Annotated in this window: 18 protein-coding genes; 13 read left to right on the forward strand and 5 right to left on the reverse strand. The window is 68.3% G+C overall.

The annotated features are described in order from the left end of the window. Positions 1 to 167 precede the first annotated feature (167 nt). Positions 168 to 1007 (reverse strand): hypothetical protein, encoded by an 840-nt coding sequence (locus AC5RUH_RS14975; RefSeq protein WP_494128968.1) that lies wholly within the window; start codon positions 1005 to 1007, stop codon positions 168 to 170. A gap of 162 nt (positions 1008 to 1169) precedes the next feature. Between AC5RUH_RS14975 and AC5RUH_RS14980 the strand changes: the two genes are divergently transcribed. The 10 genes from AC5RUH_RS14980 (at position 1170) to AC5RUH_RS15025 (ending at position 10967) form a co-directional block, all read left to right on the forward strand. After that, positions 1170 to 2015, forward strand: a complete 846-nt coding sequence (locus tag AC5RUH_RS14980) for a hypothetical protein (RefSeq protein WP_494128969.1) — start codon at positions 1170 to 1172, stop codon at positions 2013 to 2015. Further along, positions 2005 to 2985, forward strand: coding sequence for an HAD-IIA family hydrolase (locus AC5RUH_RS14985; protein ID WP_494128970.1), 981 nt, complete (start codon positions 2005 to 2007; stop codon positions 2983 to 2985). Before AC5RUH_RS14980 ends, AC5RUH_RS14985 begins: the two co-directional genes overlap by 11 nt. A gap of 60 nt (positions 2986 to 3045) precedes the next feature. Further along, positions 3046 to 3249, forward strand: a complete 204-nt coding sequence (locus AC5RUH_RS14990) for a hypothetical protein (protein ID WP_494128971.1) — start codon at positions 3046 to 3048, stop codon at positions 3247 to 3249. Between the two features lie 5 nt (positions 3250 to 3254). After that, entirely contained in the window at positions 3255 to 4127 is an 873-nt protein-coding gene (locus AC5RUH_RS14995) for a TlyA family RNA methyltransferase (protein WP_493999428.1), read from the forward strand. Beyond that, positions 4124 to 5119, forward strand: a complete 996-nt coding sequence (locus tag AC5RUH_RS15000; RefSeq protein WP_493999429.1) for an NAD kinase — start codon at positions 4124 to 4126, stop codon at positions 5117 to 5119. The genes AC5RUH_RS14995 and AC5RUH_RS15000 overlap by 4 nt, the downstream gene beginning before the upstream one ends. Then, positions 5116 to 6828, forward strand: coding sequence for a DNA repair protein RecN (gene recN, locus AC5RUH_RS15005; protein WP_494128972.1), 1713 nt, complete (start codon positions 5116 to 5118; stop codon positions 6826 to 6828). The genes AC5RUH_RS15000 and recN overlap by 4 nt, the downstream gene beginning before the upstream one ends. A 118-nt stretch (positions 6829 to 6946) precedes the next feature. Beyond that, positions 6947 to 8668, forward strand: coding sequence for a CTP synthase (pyrG, locus tag AC5RUH_RS15010; RefSeq protein ID WP_494128973.1), 1722 nt, complete (start codon positions 6947 to 6949; stop codon positions 8666 to 8668). After that, a complete protein-coding gene (locus tag AC5RUH_RS15015; RefSeq protein ID WP_494023267.1) occupies positions 8669 to 9346 on the forward strand; it encodes an NUDIX domain-containing protein in 678 nt (225 codons plus the stop codon). Positions 9347 to 9361: 15 nt separating this feature from the next. Beyond that, positions 9362 to 10333 carry a site-specific tyrosine recombinase XerD gene (gene xerD, locus AC5RUH_RS15020; protein WP_494128974.1) on the forward strand — a complete coding sequence of 324 codons (972 nt, stop codon included), beginning with the start codon at positions 9362 to 9364 and terminating at the stop codon, positions 10331 to 10333. Between the two features lie 130 nt (positions 10334 to 10463). Beyond that, positions 10464 to 10967, forward strand: coding sequence for an 8-oxo-dGTP diphosphatase (locus AC5RUH_RS15025; RefSeq protein WP_494128975.1), 504 nt, complete (start codon positions 10464 to 10466; stop codon positions 10965 to 10967). Here the strand turns inward: AC5RUH_RS15025 and AC5RUH_RS15030 are convergent. Genes AC5RUH_RS15030 through AC5RUH_RS15045 form a run of 4 tightly spaced genes read right to left on the reverse strand, consistent with a single transcriptional unit; the run spans position 10964 to position 15244 of the window. Further along, positions 10964 to 12124 (reverse strand): bifunctional 2-methylcitrate synthase/citrate synthase, encoded by a 1161-nt coding sequence (locus AC5RUH_RS15030; RefSeq protein WP_494013790.1) that lies wholly within the window; start codon positions 12122 to 12124, stop codon positions 10964 to 10966. The genes AC5RUH_RS15025 and AC5RUH_RS15030 overlap by 4 nt on opposite strands. Positions 12125 to 12145: 21 nt before the next feature. After that, entirely contained in the window at positions 12146 to 13051 is a 906-nt protein-coding gene (gene prpB / locus AC5RUH_RS15035; protein WP_494128976.1) for a methylisocitrate lyase, read from the reverse strand. Then, entirely contained in the window at positions 13052 to 14572 is a 1521-nt protein-coding gene (locus AC5RUH_RS15040) for an MmgE/PrpD family protein (RefSeq protein ID WP_494128977.1), read from the reverse strand. It lies immediately after the preceding gene. After that, positions 14573 to 15244, reverse strand: coding sequence for a GntR family transcriptional regulator (locus AC5RUH_RS15045; protein WP_494001237.1), 672 nt, complete (start codon positions 15242 to 15244; stop codon positions 14573 to 14575). Positions 15245 to 15508: 264 nt separating this feature from the next. Here AC5RUH_RS15045 and AC5RUH_RS15050 point away from each other — a divergent pair, with 264 nt between their 5' ends. The 3 genes from AC5RUH_RS15050 to scpB are packed head-to-tail and all read left to right on the forward strand — an operon-like array spanning position 15509 to position 17962. Next, the gene (locus AC5RUH_RS15050) at positions 15509 to 16399 is read left to right on the forward strand and encodes a ParA family protein (protein ID WP_493999437.1); all 891 of its coding nucleotides are present in this window, start codon (positions 15509 to 15511) and stop codon (positions 16397 to 16399) included. Beyond that, complete coding sequence (locus AC5RUH_RS15055) at positions 16399 to 17337, forward strand: segregation and condensation protein A (protein ID WP_494128978.1); 939 nt, start codon at positions 16399 to 16401, stop codon at positions 17335 to 17337. The genes AC5RUH_RS15050 and AC5RUH_RS15055 overlap by 1 nt, the downstream gene beginning before the upstream one ends. After that, the gene (scpB, locus tag AC5RUH_RS15060; protein ID WP_493999439.1) at positions 17330 to 17962 is read left to right on the forward strand and encodes an SMC-Scp complex subunit ScpB; all 633 of its coding nucleotides are present in this window, start codon (positions 17330 to 17332) and stop codon (positions 17960 to 17962) included. The genes AC5RUH_RS15055 and scpB overlap by 8 nt, the downstream gene beginning before the upstream one ends. Positions 17963 to 18195 lie beyond the last annotated feature (233 nt).

The following is an 18195-nucleotide window of genomic DNA, read 5'->3' on the forward strand; positions in this document are numbered from 1 at the left end:
GCACTCGGGAGGGTGTGGGAGAGTAGGTCGCCGCCGGACATTCTTTGAACACGGGAAGGCCCCGCCAACGATGGCGGGGCCTTCCCGCGTTTAACCAGGATGCCGGTTCGTTAGTGGAGTCACAGTCCGACGGCGGTTGTCTGCAACTGGCAGAACAGTCCGCTGGACTAGAATGGATCGATGGTACGGGCGCGCCACAGATGATTGCGCCCACAACAAGACACGCATTTCATAGAGATTTTTGATGGCTGTGGTTGGCTGGTTCGACCTTGGCCCGCACTGAGAGGAGTTCCGGCATGGCTGATTTCCGGGGTCGTGAAGGACGAGACGACAGGGGTGCAGGCAGAGGCAACTTTGGCAACCGGTCGGGAGCCGAGCGCTCCACCGAGGGCGGCGATAGAAAGCGCCCCGACAAGCAGGACCGACGCAGCGGCGGTTCCGGTGGCGCGGGTGGTTTCCGTTCGCGGGATGATCGGCCGGGTCAGGATCGTGGTGAGCGTCGGGACTTTGGTGATCGGCCGCGTCAGGATCGTGGTGAGCGTCGGGACTTCGGTGATCGGCCGCGTCAGGATCGTGGCAGCGCGTCTGGTGGTGCGGGTGGTTTCCGTTCGCGCGAGGATCGGCCGCGTCAGGATCGTGGTGAGCGTCGGGACTTTGGTGATCGTCCTCGTCAGGACCGTGGCGGCAGCTCGTCCGGCGGCGGTTTCCGTTCGCGCGATGATCGTCCCCGCCAAGATCGTGAGCGTCGGGACTTTGGTGATCGGCCGCGTCAGGATCGTGGTGAGCGTCGGGACTTTGGTGATCGTCCTCGTCAGGATCGTGGCAGCGCGTCTGGTGGTGCGGGTGGTTTCCGTTCGCGCGATGACAGGCCGCGTCAGGATCGTGGCAGCGCGTCTGGTGGTGCCGGTGGTTTCCGTTCGCGCGATGATCGGCCGCGTCAGGATCGTGGTGAGCGTCGGGACTTCGGTGACCGCCCCCGCCAGGACCGCGGTGACCGTTCCCGCCACGACGGCGGTGGCAGGTCGTTCGAGCGCGCCGGCGGAGCACCTGATCACAATGCCGGAGACCTGCGCAGTTCCAACCGGGTCGACCGCCCGCGTTCACCGGAGATTGACCCCGACGTCACGGGTGCCGAGCTGGACCGCGTCACGCGCGCGCAGCTGCGGACCTTGGAGTCCAAGAACGCTGAGTGGGTTGCCAAGCACCTGGTGATGGCCGGGCGACTGCTGGACGAGGAACCGGAACTTGCCTTCCAGCACGCCCTGGCGGCCAGCCGCAGGGGTGGGCGCATGGCTCCGGTGCGAGAGGCCGTCGGCCTGACCGCATACGCGGCCGGTCACTACGGTGAAGCCCTCAGGGAGTTCCGCACCTTCCGTCGCATCAGCGGCTCCAATGAGCACCTGCCGATCATGGCCGACTGCGAACGTGGCCTCGGGCGGCCGGACAGGGCGCTGGAGCTGACGCGGTCAGAAGACGCCGCAACACTGGATACGGCGGGCAAGGTGGAACTGGCGATTGTGGCCTCCGGCGCCCGTTCCGACCTGGAGCAGTACGACGCGGCGGTTGCGGCCTTGGAGATTCCGCAACTGGACCGAAACAGGGCCTTCTCCTACAGCCCGCGGCTGTTCCGGGCGTATGCGGACGCCTTGGATGCCGCTAACCGTGGTGAGGAAGCACAGCAATGGAGGCGCCAGGCGATGGTGGCCGAAAACGCCCTGGGCGTGGGAGATTTTGCCGAGCCCGAGATTGTCGACCTGGTCGGCGATGAGATGGAACCGGATGACGGCCGCCGCGAAGCTGGCCCCGTTACCGATGTGCGGGGTTTCATCAACGAGGCCGACACGGCCGGCCCGGCCGAATCTGAAGAGTCAGCGCCGGACGACGGCGAAAGTGAGCCTGCGGCTGGTTCTCCGACCGGCTCCCATGAAGCGGCTGCTCCAGCTGCGACGGACGTCGAAGACGCCGGCGCTCCCGGCACCGCGTCCGCCCAGGCCAGCAGGGACGATGACGGGTAAGCCGCTGATCTCCGGCTACGACGCCGTGCTGTCCGATCTGGACGGCGTCGTGTACGCCGGGCACCAGGCTATCCCCGGAGCCGTAGAGGCATTGAGGGGCCTCGCGGAGACCCGGACGGCGCTGGGCTACATCACCAACAATGCGTCGCGGTCAGCGGCGCAGGTGGCCGCTCATTTGCGCGAGCTCGGTGCGCCGGCCACCGCCGACCAGGTCTTCGGGTCGGCGCGGGCCGGTGCGCTGATGCTTGCCCGGCATGTTCCGGCGGGCTCAAAGGTCCTGGTCACGGGAAGCCAAACCCTGGCGGACGAAACAGCCGCCCAAGGCTTCGTGCCGGTCCGTTCCGCCCTCGATGCCCCGGTCGCCGTGATCCAGGGGTTTGACCCGGAGCTGGGCTGGAAGGACTTGGCGGAGGCATCGTTCGCCGTTGCCGCGGGCGCCTTCTGGATCGCCACCAACACGGACCTGACCATTCCCCGAGAGCGTGGCATCGCCCCCGGAAACGGTTCGTTGGTGGCGGCCGTACAGGCAGCCACCGGCGCGGTGCCCCTGGTTGCAGGAAAGCCGGAAGCGGGCATTTTTACGACGGCGGCTGCGGCGTTGGGAGCTCGCCGCCCGCTGGTGGTGGGGGACCGGCTCGATACCGACATCCTCGGCGGCAACAACGCGGGCATGGACACGGCAGTCGTCTTGACCGGCATCGACGGGGTCGAAACGATCCTCGCCGCGCGCACGGCCGAACGGCCACGGTATCTGCTGGGCAGCCTGGCCGAACTGTACCGGCCCTATCCTGCCGTTACCCCTGACGGCTCGGGGTTCCGCTGCGGTGCTGCGGTGGCCGCCGTCGAAAACGGGAAGCTGAATGTCTCCGGCAGCCGGGAGGATGTGGACACCTGGCGCGCTGCCTGCGCGGCTTGGTGGGATGCCCATCCGCACCAGGCGTCCGCGGCCGCGCCTGACCTTGCCGATTGAAGGCCGATATTAGACTGGCTCATGCGGTTGGGTACAGCCGCCGACGCGAGGGAGGATAGCTTGGACCTGCCAGAATCAGGGGAGAGCGGCGGCCGGGTGCAGCCGCAGTGGCCGGCCCCCGGTGACTCCACGGCCGACGAGCCGGTCGACGCGATCATCTCCGGCCTGGCCGGGATTCCGGACCTTCCCGTACGCGGGCACCAACACGTGTACCAGCAGATCCACGACGATTTGTTGGCCGAGCTGGAGACCGAGGCTGATTGAGCCCTATGCCCAGACTGGACCAGGAGCTCGTATCCCGCGGATTGGCACGGTCCCGTACCCACGCAGCCAAGCTCATAGCGGCCGGGCGGGTCAGTCGTGCCGGAACTGTACTGACCAAGGCGGCGGCCGCCGTCGGCCCGGACGACCAGCTGGCCGTGGCCGCAGACGGAGGCCCCGACTACGTCAGCAGGGCCGGACACAAACTTGCCGGTGCACTGGCGGCCTTCCCCGCAGTCGATCCGGCGGGCCTGCGCTGCCTCGATGCCGGAGCTTCTACCGGCGGCTTCACCGATGTACTGCTGCGTGCCGGCGCGCAGGAGGTCGTCGCCGTGGACGTCGGACACGGCCAGCTCGTCGACGCGATTCGTACGGACAGCAGGGTCCGGGTATTCGAAGGCCTGAACGTCCGGTATCTCGACCCGGCAGCGATCGGCGGCCCGGTGGACCTGACCGTCGCGGATCTGTCGTTCATCTCCCTCACCCTGGTCATAGGACCGTTGGCCGATGCGACCCGTCCGGCCGGGAATCTGCTGCTGATGGTCAAGCCGCAGTTCGAGGTTGGCCGCGAGCGGCTGGCGCGCAGCGGCGTCGTCAGTTCCGACACGGAACGGTACCGGGCGGTTCGCAACGTTGTCGCCGCAGCGTTGGAACGGGGGCTGGACATACGCGGATTGGCGGCCAGCCCGCTTCCCGGCCAGGACGGGAACGTCGAATATTTCCTGTGGATAAGTGTTCCCCCGGGGGCCACTGAGCGCAGAACGGGTAGTGTGCTGCAGGAGGCAGTGGACGCGGCCATGGCCGGTTTCCCGCGGGAGCGGGAAGCGAGGCCGGACCAGTTGGATGAACCGAGAGGGCAGGAACCGGGAGTGGAGCGATGAGCCGGCGGATATTGGTGCTCGCGCACACCGGGCGCGCAGACGCCCTGGCGGCCGCCCAGGAAACCTGCGCCCAACTCCACTCGTCCGGCCTGGTGCCGGTCATGCGACGGGAAGAGGTCGGACACCTCCAGGAGACCTACGGCGAGCTGGCCGTTCCCACCGAAATACTGGACGAGGACATCGGCCTGGACGGCGTTGATCTGGGCATGGTCCTCGGCGGCGACGGTACCATCCTGCGCTCGGCCGAACTGGTCCGGGAATCGGACGTCCCGCTGCTGGGTGTTAACCTCGGACACGTCGGCTTTTTGGCCGAGAGCGAGCGGGCGGATCTGGCCCAGACGGTTCACTGGGTGGTAAACCGCGAATACACGGTTGAGGAGCGCCTCACCATTGACGTCCAGGTGTGGCTGGACAAGCGCAAGATCGGCCATACCTGGGCGCTGAACGAGGCGGCGGTGGAAAAAGGCGACCGGCAGCGGATGCTGGAAGTAGTGGTCGAGGTCGACGCCCTGCCCATCAGCTCGTTCGGCTGCGACGGCGTGGTCATGGCCACCCCCACGGGGTCCACTGCCTACGCCTTCTCCGCGGGCGGCCCGGTGGTTTGGCCCCAGGTGGAAGCCCTGCTGATGACCCCGATCAGCGCCCACGCGCTGTTCGCCAAACCGCTGGTGGTTGCCCCGGATTCGATCATGGCGGTGGAAGTGCTCAGCCGCAGCGATGCCAACGGCGTACTCTGGTGCGACGGCCGCCGAAGCCTGGAGCTGCCGCCCGGTTCCCGGATCGAAGTGACGCGCTCCAACAAACCCGTGCGGCTGGCCCGGACCAGGAGGACGCCGTTCTCGGAGCGTTTGGTCCGCAAATTCGAACTGCCGACGTCGGGATGGCGCGGGCCCGTCAGCCCCTCGGAAGAACAGCCGCCGACTTCGTCCCTGCCTACCGTGCGGACAGTGGAACCACGATACGCCCAGCCAAGCCAGGAGGCGCCGAAGTGATCGAAGAAATCCGGATCCGCAACCTCGGTGTGATCACCGAGGCTACGCTTCCGCTGGGGCCCGGCCTGTCGGTGGTGACGGGCGAGACGGGTGCGGGCAAGACCATGGTGGTCACCGCGCTCGGCCTGCTGCTGGGTGCCCGCGCGGACGCCGGGGCGGTGCGGACCGGGGCACGCAACGCAGTGACCGAGGCCGTGGTTCGGCTTGCCGCGGGAAGTCCTGCCCTGGCCCGCGCGGGTGAGGCGGGCGCTGACATCGACGAGTTCGACGGCGGAGCTGAACTGATGCTGGCCCGGACGGTGAACGCCGATGGCCGCAGCCGCGCGCACGTCGGCGGCCGGGGAGCGCCGGTGGGAACGCTGGCCGAGATCGGCGGCCACCTGGTGGCGGTCCACGGCCAAACAGACCAGCTGCGGCTCAAGAGCCAGCAGGCGCAGCGGGAAGCGCTGGACAAGTTTGCCGGTGAAGCCCTCACCACGGCGCTGTCCGGTTATGCAGCGTCATTCGCCCGTTGGAGGGAAGCCAGCACCGAACTGGAGACCCTGCGGACCGAGGCCCGCGAACGCCTGCGCGAAGCCGAGGCGCTGCAGCAGGCCCTGGAGGAAATCGACGGGCTGGACCCCCAGCCCGGTGAAGACGACGCCTTGAAGGCCGAGGCCGTGAAGCTGGCCAACGTCGAGGAACTGCGCGCTGCTGCCACCTTGGCGCACCAGGCGCTCGTGGCCGAGGAGTACACCGACTCCCCGGACGCGACGGCCCTGGTCGACGCGGCGAAACGGTCGTTGGAGCAGGTCCAGGACGAAGACGCCGAATTGGGCCGCGCCGCGGCCCGGCTCGCCGAGGTCGGCATCATCCTCGCCGACGTCGCCGCGGAGCTGGCGAGCTACGGCGCATCGCTGGACAGCGAGGGGCCGGGCCGGCTGGAGGAGGTCGAAGCGCGCCGGGCCGACCTGGCACGGCTCGTGCGCAAATACGCGCCGAACATCGACGAAGTGCTCGAGTGGGCCGTTCAGGCCCGCACCCGCTTGGAAGACCTGACCGACGACTCCAGCCGGATCGAGCGGTTGGAGGCGGAAATCGCCGAACTGGACTCCGCCCTGGCCATCCAGTCAGCCGCGGTGACGGCGCTGCGGCGTGAAGCCGCAACCGAACTCGGGCGCCGGGTCGGCGCAGAACTGTCGGCGCTGGCCATGGCCGAGGCCGAACTGCTGATCGATATCGAACCGGCGCCCGCCCTGACGGTGCACGGCGCCGACGTCATCACGTTCTTGCTCAAGCCGCACCGGGGTGCCCCGCCGCGTCCGCTGGGCAAGGGTGCCTCCGGCGGTGAACTGTCCCGTGTGATGCTTGCCATCGAAGTGGTGCTGGCGGAAGTCGATCCCGTGCCCACCTTCGTCTTCGACGAGGTGGATGCCGGCGTCGGCGGCAAGGCGGCCGTCGAGATCGGCCGCCGCCTGGCCATGCTGGGCCGCTACGTGCAGGTCATAGTGGTGACCCACCTGCCGCAGGTGGCGGCCTTCGCGGACCAGCACATCCGGGTGATCAAGACGGCCGGCGGGGACGACGGCGGGATGACCGCCAGTGACGTCCGGTTGCTCGACGACGAAGAGCGGGTGACCGAACTGGCCCGCATGCTCGCCGGCCAGGAAGAATCCCATTCCGCCCGCGCCCACGCCCAGGAACTCATCGACGGAGCGAGGGCGCTGTAGCATCGGCTACAGGCACGACCAGCCCCGCCGCCGGCGGGGGAGCAGTTGACCGGCGGGTGTGTGTTCGCACACCCGGCAGCGGTCGGAACGGCCTTGAGATCCGAGGGCGTCCAGAAAGGTGATAGGCTCGAATTCCGTGGTGCAGCGAACTAATTCCCGGTTTTCCAAGTCGTCCAAGACGACCAAACATATCTTTGTCACCGGCGGCGTGGCGTCCTCGCTCGGGAAGGGACTGACGGCTTCAAGCCTCGGCCACCTGCTCCGTGCCCGCGGCCTCTCCGTGACGATGCAAAAGCTCGATCCCTACCTGAACGTGGATCCGGGCACGATGAATCCCTTCCAGCACGGTGAAGTCTTCGTCACGGACGACGGCGCGGAGACCGATCTGGATATCGGACACTACGAGCGGTTCCTGGACGAGAATCTGGACGGGTCGGCAAACGTGACCACCGGCCAGGTGTACTCCACCGTGATCGCGAAGGAACGCCGCGGCGAATACCTCGGCGACACAGTTCAGGTCATCCCGCACATCACCGACGAGATCAAGCGCCGCATGCGCCTGCCCGCCGAGCCTGTCGCGGGCAAGAAGGTTCCGGACGTGATCATCACCGAGATCGGCGGCACCGTCGGCGATATCGAATCGCAGCCGTTCCTCGAATCCGCCCGCCAGGTCCGGCAGGATGTCGGGCGCAACAACGTGTTCTTCCTGCATGTGTCGCTCGTGCCGTACATTGGCCCGTCGCATGAGCTGAAGACCAAACCGACACAGCATTCCGTCGCCGCGCTTCGCTCCATCGGCATCCAGCCGGACGCCATCGTGATCCGGTCCGACCGGGAAGTCCCTGCGGCGATGCGGGAGAAGATCGGCCGCATGTGCGACGTGGACATCGACGCAGTGATTGGCTGCCCGGATGCGCCGAGCATCTACGACATCCCCAAGACCCTGCACTCGCAGAACCTGGACGCGTACATCGTGCAGCACCTTGACCTGAAGTTCAAGGATGTCAATTGGACCAAGTGGGACCGGCTGCTGTCGGCGGTCCACAACCCGAAGCACCACGTCGAGGTGGCGCTGGTCGGCAAATACATCGACCTGCCCGACGCCTACCTGTCGGTGACCGAAGCGCTCCGCGCCGGCGGCTTCGCCAACCAGACCAAGGTAAAGATCCGTTGGGTTCCCTCCGACGACTGCGCCACCGAAGAAGGCGCAGCCGCCGCCCTCCACGGCGTGCACGCCATCTGCGTGCCCGGCGGCTTCGGCATCCGCGGACTGGAGGGCAAACTCGGCGCACTCAGGTTCGCCCGCGAACACAAGCTGCCCACCCTTGGCCTGTGCCTCGGCCTGCAGTCGATGGTCATGGAGTACGCCCGCAACATCGTGGGACTGGAAGACGCTTCGTCCACCGAGTTTGATCCGGACACCAAGCACCCGGTGATCGCCACCATGGCCGAGCAGCTGGACATCGTCGACGGCAAGGGTGATCTGGGCGGCACCATGCGCCTTGGCCTGTACGAGGCAGCCCTGCAGTCCGGCTCCGTCGTCGCGGAGACCTACGGCAGCACCAAGGTCAGCGAACGTCACCGCCACCGTTACGAGGTCAACAACGAATACCGCGACCAGCTGGCCGCGGCGGGCCTGGTCTTCTCCGGCACCTCCCCGGACGGCAAGCTGGTGGAGTTCGTGGAACTGCCCCGCGACGTGCACCCGTACTACGTCTCCACCCAGGCGCATCCGGAACTCAGTTCGCGCCCCACACGGCCGCACCCGCTGTTCGCCGGCCTCGTCGCCGCCGCACTGGAGCACGGCAAGCCCAAGGCCACGGCAAAGTCCGGAGCCTGAGTGTCGGCGCACTCCGCGGCCTTTGCCGACATCCCCGACCCGCGTCCGCTGGTCGACAGCCGAACCGTTTACCGCGGACGCATTTGGGACGTGGTCAGCGACACCTTCACGCTGGGCCCGGACACGGGCGAGACGTTGGTGCGCGACTACATCGCACATCCGGGCGCGGTGGCCATCCTGGCGATGGACACGGAGGGACGGGTCCTGCTGCTGAGGCAGTACCGGCAGCCCACCAGGATGTCGCTGTGGGAAATCCCGGCGGGCCTGCTGGACGTGGACGGCGAGGACTTCGTCGATGCCGCGGTGCGGGAACTGGCCGAGGAAGCCGACCTGATGGCCGGGCGCTGGAACGTGCTGGTGGATTTTTTCAATTCGCCCGGCTCTTCCAGTGAGGCGATCCGGATCTACCTGGCCCGCGACCTCTCCGAGGTGCCGGAGGCGCAGCGGCACCAGCGCACTGACGAGGAAGCCGAAATCGAGCACCTCTGGGTAGATCTGGACGATGCGGTGGACGCGGTCATGGCCGGACGGCTGCACAATCCGTCGGCCGTGACCGGGGTGCTTGCCGCCGCACGCGCTGCCGCCACCGGCTTCGAGGACCTGCGCCCGGCCGACGCGCCGTGGCCGGAGCATCCCAGCCAGCGCCCGGACGGTGCCGCCGGAACCGGCCGGGACTGATCCGCCATCGCGCCCGTGCAGGCCCCGTCCGCCAAAGGAGACGAATTCACCGCGACGCCGCTGGGCCGCGCCGCGGGCGACTACCTGCAGCACATGGCGGTGGAACGCGGGCTGGCCGCCAACACCGTGGCGGCCTACCGCAGGGACCTGGGCCGCTACCTGCGGTTCCTGCAGGCGCGCGCGGTCGTTGAGCCGGCCGCGGTGACCCGGCACGATGTCACGGCCTTCGCCCAGGCCATCACCGAGGGGTCCGACGGCGCCGCCGCCCTGAGCGTCAGGTCCGCGGCGCGTACCATCGTGGCCGTTCGGGGGCTGCATAAGTTCTGGACGCTCGAAGGGGTTACTGAGACCGACCCCGCTACTGACGTGCATCCGCCGATGCCCGGCAAACGCCTGCCGAAGGCGATTTCCGTCGCCGCTGTGACGGCAATCCTGGAGTCTGCGGGGGCAGACACCCCCACCGGCCTGCGCGACCGGGCGCTTTTGGAGTTCCTGTACGCGACCGGCGCCCGGATCAGTGAAGCCGTCGGCCTGGACGTCGATGATGTCAGCGTCGAACCGCAGAGCGACGGCCCCGCCGTCGTCCGTCTGTTCGGCAAGGGATCCAAGGAGCGGCTGGTGCCGCTGGGCTCCTTCGCCGCGCAGGCGGCGGACGCGTACCTGGTCCGTGGACGTCCGGCTCTGGCCGCGAAGGGGCACGGCACACCGGCCTTGTTCCTGAACGCCCGCGGCGGCCGGCTGAGCCGCCAAAGCGCCTGGACTATTTTGAAGACCGCCGCGGAGAAGGCCGGGATCACCCAGCCCGTGTCCCCGCACACCCTGCGGCACTCCTTCGCCACCCACCTGCTGGAGGGCGGCGCGGACGTCCGGGTGGTGCAGGAGCTGCTGGGCCACGCGTCCGTCACCACGACGCAGATCTACACCCTGGTCACCGCCGATACCCTCCGCGAAGTTTACGCGGCGGCGCATCCGCGGGCCCGGGGCTGACGCGTCTCCCGGGGGCCCGGAGCTAAGGCGGCTCCGCGCGCGCCCGGGCCCGCTGGCGTCTCTCTCGGGCACCGGCCGGTTGCACCGGAACGCACCGTCGGCGCCGTCGCGCCGGGCTAGACTCGCTGCCATGACTGTCGCCGTTGCCCTGTGTTTCCTGCTCCGGGAGGAAGCCGGGCGCCGTTACGTGCTGCTCGGCCGGAAGAAGACCGGGTTCGGCACCGGGAAGGTCGTGGGGGTCGGCGGCAAAGTGGAGCCGGGGGAGGGCGACGACGACGCGGCCTGCCGTGAGATGCAGGAAGAGACCGGAGTCCGCGTGGGGCCGGAGGCGCTGGAGCAGGCCGGACGGATCTTCTTCGATTTTCCGGCCCTTCCCGCGTGGAACATGGACACCGCGCTCTTCGTGGCCCGGCGGTGGGAAGGCGTCCCGGTAGAGTCCGCGGAAATCGCGCCGGCTTGGTACCGGGTGGACCGGCTGCCGCTGGCGCAGATGTGGCAGGACGCCGGCCACTGGCTGCCGCTGGCGTTGTCGGGGCAGCGGCCGCGGCTGCGGGTGCTGATGCAGCCGGATAACGAAACGGTGGCCGGCGTCGAAAATCTCGACACCGGCCACCGCGTGGCCTGGCAGCTTTAGCGGCCCAGCTCCCGCTGGGCGGGCCCGTTGTATTCGCTGAGCGGCCGGATCAGCGAGTTCGACTCCAACTGCTCCATGATGTGCGCGGTCCAGCCGGTGATGCGGCTGGCCACGAACAGCGGGGTGAACATCTCGGTGTCGAACCCCATCAGGTGGTAGGTGGGGCCGGCGGGGTAATCCAGGTTCGGCTTGATGTCCTTCGCCTCGGCCATCGCGTGCTCCAGGCCATCATAGAGGCCGAGTATTTCGGGCCGCCCATAGTGTTCGATCATCTTGTCCAGCGCGGCCTTCATGGTCGGCACCCGGGAGTCGCCGTGCTTGTAGACCCGGTGGCCGAAGCCCATCACCTTCTGCTTCCGGGCCAGCGCCTGTTCCATCCAGGTCCGGGCGCGTGCGGCGGCTTCCTCGCGGGGCTCGTCAGGGCGGATCCCGATCTGCTCGAAGGTGTGCATGACCGCCTCATTGGCTCCGCCGTGCAGCGGGCCCTTCAGGGCGCCGATCGCACCGGTCACGGCCGAGTGCAGGTCGGAGAGCGTGGAGGTGATCACCCGCGCCGCGAAGGTGGAGGCGTTGAACGAGTGCTCCGCGTACAGGATCATCGAGACGTTGAAGGCGTCCACGACTTCCGGCGCGGCCTCTTCGCCGAAGGACATCCACAGGAAGTTCGCCGCGTAGCCCAGGTCCGCGCGCGGTTCCACCAGGTCCTGGCCGCGGCGCCGGCGCTGGTCGTAGGCGACGACCGCCGGGAAGGCCGCCAGCAGCTCCACGGCCTTGGACATGTTCGCCGCCGGAGAGGAATCCCCGGCCAGCGGGTGCCGGGCCCCGATCACGCTGGCGGCGGTCCGGCAGACATCCATGGGGTGGGCCTCGGCCGGCAGGGCATCGATGACCGATTTCACCACCGGGTCCAGCGCGCGTCCGCCGCGTTCGGCCGCGGTGAACTCCCGCAACTGGTCGCCGTCCGGCAGCTCCGAGTTCCACAGCAGGTAGGCCACTTCTTCGAAGCTGCAGTGCGCGGCCAGATCCTGGACCGGGTAGCCGCGGTACAGCAGCGAGTTCGTCTCCGCGTTGACCTTGGAAATCTTCGTGGTGTCGACGACGACGCCGGCCAGCCCCTTGCGGATCTGCGGTGCTTCGGTTGATGCATCGGTGCTCATGGCGACTCCTATGTCTTGTGGTCAGTGCCGGCCGGGCACGTGGAAATTGAATACAGAGGTGTCGAATTGGTTATACGCCTCATAATCCACCAATTCGTACAAACGCGCACGGGTGAGCATGTCGCCTACCTGTGCCTGCTGGGTCCCGTCGGCCTTGATGGCGTCGAGGGTCCGTTCGGCCGCGCCCATCGCGCTGCGCAGCAGGGTCACCGGATAGATCACCATGTTCACACCCACGGAGGACAGTTGGTCCGCGGTGAACAGGTCGCTCTTGCCGAACTCGGTCATGTTGGCCAGCACCGGCACGTCGACGGCTTCGCGGATGGCGGCGAATTCTTCCAGGGTCCTCATGGCTTCGGGGAAGATGGCGTCCGCGCCGGCGTCGACCAGGGCGCGGGCACGGTCCTGGGCAGCGGCCAGGCCGTCCACGGCCCGAATGTCGGTGCGCGCCATGATCAGGAAGTTGGGGTCCCGGCGGGCGTCGGCGGCGGCGCGGATCCGCTTGCTGGCGGTCTCCAGGTCCACCACGTTTTTGCCGTCCAGGTGGCCGCAGCGCTTGGGGTTGAACTGGTCCTCGATGTGGCAGCCGGCCAGGCCGGCGTTCTCCAGTTCCTGCACCGTGCGGGCCACGTTCATCGGCTCGCCGAAGCCGGTGTCGGCGTCCACCAGGGCCGGCAGGTCGGTCATCCGCGCGACCTGCCCGGCCCGGGTGGCGACCTCGGTCAGCGTGGTCAGCCCGATGTCCGGCAGCCCCAGGTCGTTGGCCAGCACGGCGCCGGAGATGTACACGCCGTCGAACCCCTTCTCCTGGATCAGCCGGGCCGAGAGGGGATTGAACGCTCCGGGGAACTGCTGCAGCTTCCCGGAGGCCAGCCCCTCGCGCAGCGTGCGGCGCTTCTGCTCGGGTGTTGTCGCGGAGTAGAGCATTTAGAACAGCCCCTTCGGCCCGGCGGAGAGGTCGATGACGCCGTCGGCCGCCCGGAGGTTCAGCTGGTCCAGCTCGCCGGCGGCCAGTTCGGGCAACCGCTCGACGGCGGCCAGGAACCGGTCGATTTCGGCATCGTCGACGATGCCCTTGGCCAGGGTCCGCAGCTTGTTCACGTACTGCTCCCGGGCGAACGGGCGGGCGCCCAGCGGGTGGGCATCGGCCACGGCGATCTCGTCGGCGATGACCGTTCCGTCGGCCAGGGTGATCTCCACCGAGCCGCCGAACGCCTTCTCGGCGATGTCCAGCGAATGGTAGCGGCGGGTCCACTCCGGGTCTTCCTCGGTGCTGACCTTCTGCCACAGCGCCACGGTGTCCGGCCGGGCCGCCCGTTCGGGGGCGTACGAATCAACGTGGTGCCAGGCACCGTCCTGCAGGGCCACGGCGAAGATATACGGGATCGAGTGGTCCAGCGTCTCGCGGGACGCCGTGGGGCTGTACTTCTGCGGATCGTTCGCGCCGGAGCCGATCACGTAGTGCGTGTGGTGGCTGGTCCTGATCAGGACGGACTTCACGTTCTCCGCGTCGGTGGCTTCCGGATGCTCACGGTGCAGCTTGCGGGCCAGGTCGATCCAGGCCTGGGCCTGGTACTCGGCGGAGTGTTCCTTGGTGTAGGTGTCCAGGATGGCGCGCTTGGACTCGCCCGGGGCCGGCAGCGGCACGTCGTAGGAGGCGTCCGGCCCGTCCAGCAGCCAGGCGATGACGCCGTCCTCGCCCTCGTAGATCGGCACGGGTGAGGTCTGGCCGCGCATCGCCCGGTCCACTGCCTCCACCGCCATCTTGCCCGCGAAGGCCGGTGCGTGCGCCTTCCAGGTGGAGATCTCGCCCTTGCGCGACTGGCGCGTCGCCGTCGTCGTATGCAGCGCCTGGCCCACGGCCTGGAAGATGGTCTCCGTATCCAGGCCCAGCAGCGTGCCGATGCCCGCCGCGGCCGACGGGCCCAAATGGGCCACGTGATCGATCTTGTGCTTGTGCAGGCAGATGGCCTTGACCAGGTCCACCTGGATTTCGTAGCCGGTGGCGATGCCGCGGAGCAGGTCGCGGCCATTCGCGCCCACGTGCTGGGCCACCGCGAGGATGGGCGGGATGTTGTCGCCCGGGTGCGAGTAGTCGGCGGCCAGGAACGTGTCGTGGTAATCCAGTTCGCGCACTGCCACGCCGTTGGCCCAGGCCGCCCATTCCGGGGAGGTCTTCCCAGCGATGCCGAAGACCCCGGCACCGGCCCCGCCGCCGGAGACCGGGTGGCTTAGCGCCTGCGCACGCGCGGCGACAATGGGGGAGCGGTTCAGCGACGCAATGGCCACCGAAGCGTTGTCGATGATCCGGTTGATCACCATCTCGGCCACGTCGGCGGAAACCTCCACCGGGTCGGTGGCCACGCGGGCGATTTTGTAGGCGAGCTGGTCCTCGCGGGGCAGGTTCTCTTCGCTGCGGTAGACGCGCACATGATGGTTGACGGTCATTCAGAATGTCCTCTCGGCTGGCAGGTCGGTCCGGTGTTTCGGATCGGTGGTCTTGAAGTGTTCCAGGCTCTGGTGAAGATGGATGCGGGTGGCGGCGGCCGCCACCTGGCTGTCGCCGTCGGCGATGGCGCCGGCGATGTTGGCGTGTTCGGCCGCCGAGGCCAGCAGGCGGGCCGGGTTGTCCCGTGCTAGCCGCCGGATCCTCACCAAGTGGACGCGCAGGTTGGCCATCGCCTGGCGGAGGTAGGTGTTGGCGGCGGCGTGGTCCACCGCGGCGTCCAGCCGGCCGACCAGCCGGTAGTAGGCCTGCGGGTCCGGAACGGCGCCGCGCATGGCCTCGGCCGCCGCGAGGAATTCCTGCTGCAGCCGCCGGAATTCGGCCGGTTCCCCGCGCCTGGCGGCCAAGGCCGTCGCCTGGCACTCCAGTGCCGTGCGCAGTTCGAAGAGCTCGGTGACGTTCTCCAGTGAAACGTCGGCGACGACGACGCCGCGTCCGGTGTGGGGCGTGGCCAGCCCTTCGGCGGTCAGCCGGCCCAGCGCCTCGCGGAGCGGCGTGCGGGAGATGCCCAGCCGGGCGGCCTGCTCAACCTCGGCCAGGACCGTGCCCGGGGGCAACCGCCATTCCACAATGTCCTCGCGCAGCGTCCAGTACGCCCGTTCGCCGGCACGCAAGTTCTGCTTCATGGCGCTAGTGTATACACAGCTGCGGGAAAAGCAGCACACATCGCGGAAAATGCTCGCTTCTGTATACATGCCACTTCCTCGCCGCCGTCGGCCGTGCCCTTATTCCCCGACGGCGAAGGATGAACCTTAGACCTCTACTTGAAGCTAAAGGCTCGCCGATCATCAGCGGCCTGTCGATCGATAACGGGGCGGTCACTGTAACCTTGTCAGGAAGAAGAACGGCAGCGAAACGATGGAAGCTGGGTTAGATACGTGAGCAGCGAACAAGGTTCGACAACCACTCTGCGGCAAGCGGACGAGGATGTCCTGGGCCCGACCGGGCGGCCGCTGACCGAGTTCCCTGAACCGCCCGTCCTGACGTCCCACGGCCCCGCGCGCATCGTGGCAATGGTCAACCAAAAGGGCGGCGTCGGCAAGACCACGTCCACCATCAACCTCGGCGCCGCCTTGGCCGAGGTCGGCCGCAAGGTCCTGCTGGTCGACTTCGACCCGCAGGGCGCCCTGTCGGCCGGGCTTGGCACCAATCCGCATGAGCTGGACCTGACCGTCTACAACGTGCTGATGGACCGCAAGACCGACATCCGCGAGGCCATCCAGCCCACGGACGTGGAAAACATCGACCTGCTGCCGGCCAACATTGACCTCTCGGCCGCGGAAGTGCAGCTGGTCAACGAGGTGGCGCGCGAACAGGTCCTGGCCCACGCGCTGCGCAAGGTCGAGGACGACTACGACGTGATCCTGATTGACTGCCAGCCCTCGCTGGGCCTGCTGACCGTCAACGCGCTCACGGCGGCCCACGGCGTGATCATTCCCCTTATCTGCGAGTTCTTCGCGCTGCGCGCAGTGGCGCTGTTGGTGGAGACCATCGAGAAGGTCCAAGACCGGCTGAACCCGCGCCTGCAGATCGACGGCGTGTTGGCCACCATGTACGACGCCCGCACCCTGCACAGCCGCGAGGTCATCGGCCGGCTGCTGGAAGCCTTCGGCGACAAGGTCTTCGAAACCGTGATCAAGCGCACCATCAAGTTCGCCGACGCCACCGTCGCCGCGGAACCGATCACCAGCTACGCGGGCAACCACGCCGGCGCGACCGCCTACCGCGACCTGGCCAAGGAGCTCATCGCCCGCGGCGGCGCCCCCTGATGACGCCGGCGCCGGCGGGGACGGTGCCGGCAGGCGGCCTCCCGGCAGGGCAGGACACCGTGCCCGACGTCCCGGACCAGGAGGGCGACCGGAAGCCGGCAGGCTTCGCCGTCACGCTGGACAACTTCAGCGGACCTTTTGATTTGTTGCTGGGACTGATTTCCAAGCACGAACTGGACATCACCGAAGTGGCGCTTGCCCGCGTCACGGACGAGTTCATCTCCTACATCCGCCGCCTCCAGGCCGACGGCAACGACAAGGCCCTGGACGAAGCCAGCGAGTTCCTCGTCATCGCGGCGACCCTGCTGGACCTCAAGGCCGCCCGGCTGCTGCCCACCGGCGAGGTGGAGGACGACGAGGACATCGCCCTGCTCGAGGCCCGGGACCTGCTCTTCGCCCGGCTGCTGCAGTACAAGGCCTTCAAGGAAATCGCGGCCCTGCTCGGCCAGCGCCTGGCCCGGGAGGCCGAACGATTCCCGAGGCAGGTCGCGCTGGAGCCGCAGTTCGCCGCGCTGCTGCCCGAGCTTGTCTGGCGCACGCCCCTGGCGGACTTTGCCGCCCTTGCGGCCAAAGCCCTGGAGCCCAAGGAGCCCGCGCCGACCCAGGTCGGGCTCTCGCACCTGCACGCGCCGCCGGTCAGCGTGAAGGAGCAGGCGGCGATCCTTGGTGCGCGCCTGCAGGCGGGCCCGCCCCTGACGTTCCGGGCGCTCACCGACGACGCGGACGGCGCGCTGGTGGTGGTTGCCCGCTTCCTGGCGCTGTTGGAGATGTTCCGCGACGGCGTCATCGCCTTCGACCAGGTTGCGCCGCTCGGCGAGCTGACGGTCCATTGGACCGGGCCGGACGCGGAATGGACCGGCGCCAACCTCAGCGAGGAATATGACAACGCCCCGGCCGCCGACACGGCCGCGGACACAACGGAGGGACGCGATGACTGATCCGCAGGAGGAGACGGCGGGGCCCGAGGTCGATGTGGAACGGTTGCCGGGCGGTGCCCGGGCCGCGTTGGAAGCGGTCCTGATGGTTATCGACGAACCGGCCACCGATGTGGAATTGGCCACAGCGCTGGCTCTTCCGGTGGGCACCGTCCAGGCGCTGCTGCTGGATCTGCAGCGCGATTACGACGGCGGAGTCCCCTCCGAAGGGCGGCCCGCCGCGGAACCGCGGGGCTTTGAGTTGCGCCACATCGCCGGCGGCTGGCGGATCTTCTCGCGCAGCGATTTCGCGCCGCTGGTGTCCCGTTTCGTGCTGGAAGGCCAGACGGCCCGGTTGACCCAGGCCGCATTGGAGACGCTGGCCGTCATCGCCTACCGGCAGCCGGTCTCGCGGGCCCGGGTTTCGGCGATCCGAGGGGTCAATGTTGATTCCGTGGTGCGCACGCTCACCCAGCGCGGCCTCATCGAGGATTCCGGCACCGATCCGGAGACCGGAGCCGTCCTGTACCGGACCACCTCTTATTTTCTGGAAAGATTGGGGATAGGAAGCATCGGCGAACTGCCGGAGATCGCCCCGCATCTGCCGGGACTGGAAAACCTGTCCGAGTACGACGACGCTTCGCTCTAGGCTGCCGGCCTCCGGCAGCAGCAGACCATTGCAGTAGTTTCCACGGGTAAGGATCCACCATGACACAACCGCCTCGTTCCGGCTCCGGACGGAACAACCCCCGCGGCGGAAAACGTCCCGGCGACGGCCGCCGTCCGGACGATGCCGAGCGCCGTCCGCAGGGCGGTTCCGCCCAGGGACGTGGCCGGCCCGGTCAGGGGACCGGCGGCGCCGGCCGGACCGGTGCCGGCAAG

The organism is Arthrobacter sp. Y3223166, assembly GCF_059090935.1.

What these genes read in the sequence shown, in the direction of transcription:
- AC5RUH_RS14985 (WP_494128970.1), top strand. Translation starts at nt 2,005, where the DNA reads ATGACGGGTAAGCCGCTGATCTCCGGCTACGACGCCGTGCTGTCCGAT.
- AC5RUH_RS14995 (WP_493999428.1), top strand. Translation starts at nt 3,255, where the DNA reads ATGCCCAGACTGGACCAGGAGCTCGTATCCCGCGGATTGGCACGGTCC.
- AC5RUH_RS15000 (WP_493999429.1), top strand. Translation starts at nt 4,124, where the DNA reads ATGAGCCGGCGGATATTGGTGCTCGCGCACACCGGGCGCGCAGACGCC.
- AC5RUH_RS15025 (WP_494128975.1), top strand. Translation starts at nt 10,464, where the DNA reads ATGACTGTCGCCGTTGCCCTGTGTTTCCTGCTCCGGGAGGAAGCCGGG.
- AC5RUH_RS15030 (WP_494013790.1), bottom strand. Translation starts at nt 12,124, where the DNA reads ATGAGCACCGATGCATCAACCGAAGCACCGCAGATCCGCAAGGGGCTG.
- prpB (WP_494128976.1), bottom strand. Translation starts at nt 13,051, where the DNA reads ATGCTCTACTCCGCGACAACACCCGAGCAGAAGCGCCGCACGCTGCGC.
- AC5RUH_RS15040 (WP_494128977.1), bottom strand. Translation starts at nt 14,572, where the DNA reads ATGACCGTCAACCATCATGTGCGCGTCTACCGCAGCGAAGAGAACCTG.
- AC5RUH_RS15055 (WP_494128978.1), top strand. Translation starts at nt 16,399, where the DNA reads ATGACGCCGGCGCCGGCGGGGACGGTGCCGGCAGGCGGCCTCCCGGCA.
- scpB (WP_493999439.1), top strand. Translation starts at nt 17,330, where the DNA reads ATGACTGATCCGCAGGAGGAGACGGCGGGGCCCGAGGTCGATGTGGAA.